Origin of the sequence: Segatella buccae ATCC 33574, from assembly GCF_000184945.1 — a bacterium.
Taxonomy (GTDB): domain Bacteria; phylum Bacteroidota; class Bacteroidia; order Bacteroidales; family Bacteroidaceae; genus Prevotella; species Prevotella buccae.
Window position 1 is genome coordinate 1 of record NZ_GL586322.1, and the last position, 826, is coordinate 826.

Consider the following 826-nt stretch of genomic DNA (forward strand, 5'->3'; position numbering starts at 1 on the left):
GTGCAAATCACCCGCATGCCGAAGTTGTCCCTGATCCGGAACGCCTGCCCTTCATTGCAGCCACCCGGTGGCAAATGCACCTTTTCCCTGCGTTCCGGCCCGACGGGGCCGGAACGGAATCTCCGGTTCGCACCTTTCACACGGACACCCCCGCACCGCACGGCATGGGCCGCGCCGGAAGGGGGATGCCCGATTCCTGTACTACCTTTTCTCTGTCTTTTATGTAAATCCTTCCAAAGAACGACGCCCCCGCGGGCACACGGCCCGCTTGAGGGCGAAAGCGGACGCAAAGGTAGCACAAAAAAGGCGGACGGCCAAAAAAACGGGGGACTTTTTTGGGCCGGAAGGGGAAAGTTTTCGCAAAAACAGACAAAACGGAGGGCGGGAGGGAAACGGGGCGCCTTGCCATATGGGCCCCACACGGGACGGGCCGCCGGCACGGGACGGGGGCCGGAGCGGGGCGCGGAGGGCGCATACAGCGCGAAACATTGGAAAATGCGAAAAAGGATTACACGGCGCAAGGGGCCATGCCGGGCGGAGAGGGGGAGGAAACGGGAAGGCACCGCAAAAGGGGCCCGCCGGAGACGCAAAAGGGCCGCACCCGGAAAGCCGGAAGGGCCGGATGGAAGACCCGCAAGGGCACTCCCGAACCGCAGGGAAGACCCGACGGGCGAGGAAAGGGAAGGAAAAGGAAAAGGGGAAGGCGCACGCGCGCCTCCCCCCGCACTGCAAAGGTAAGGGGAAAAAAGGCGGAATGCAAACAGGGAAAGAAAAAACAGGACAAAGAAAACGGAAGGGAAAGACAGGCGGGGGAAGAGACCGGAAG

Annotated in this window: 1 protein-coding gene; it reads left to right on the forward strand. The window is 62.2% G+C overall.

What is annotated here, in order from left to right; translation table 11 throughout:
• Positions 1-227: hypothetical protein (locus tag HMPREF6485_RS14280; RefSeq protein WP_044126555.1), on the forward strand; the 227-nt coding region annotated here is incomplete at its 5' end.
• Positions 228-826 lie beyond the last annotated feature (599 nt).